This window comes from Chromobacterium sp. ASV23 (genome assembly GCF_016428945.1).
GTDB classification, from domain to species: domain Bacteria; phylum Pseudomonadota; class Gammaproteobacteria; order Burkholderiales; family Chromobacteriaceae; genus Chromobacterium; species Chromobacterium sinusclupearum.
In genome coordinates, this window is sequence record NZ_JAELTR010000268.1 from 1 (window position 1) to 301 (window position 301).

At 72.4% G+C, this 301-nt stretch carries 1 protein-coding gene; it reads right to left on the reverse strand.

The window, feature by feature from the left end:
- Nucleotides 1-301, reverse strand: a 301-nt coding sequence (locus JHD59_RS22550; protein WP_199155907.1) for a hypothetical protein, incomplete at both ends; no start/stop codon positions are given.

The window sequence follows — 301 nt, forward strand, 5'->3', positions numbered from 1 at the left end:
CCCCCCCCCCCCCCCCCCCCCCCCCCCCCCCCCCCCCCCCCCCCCCCCCCCCCCCCCCCCCCCCCCCCCCCCCCCCCCCCCCCCCCCCCCCCCCCCCCCCCCCGTTTCAAGCAGAAGACGGCATACGCGATAATTGGCGGAGTCTCGTGGGCTCGGAGATGTGTATAAGAGACAGCCGGTGTACAGCGTCAGCGTCTGGTTGGCCACTTCGACGATATGGCTGCAGATGGCGTCCAGGAAGTCGCGGTCGTGCGAAATCACCAGCAGCGTGCCGGGATAGGCCTTCAGCCAATCCTCCAGC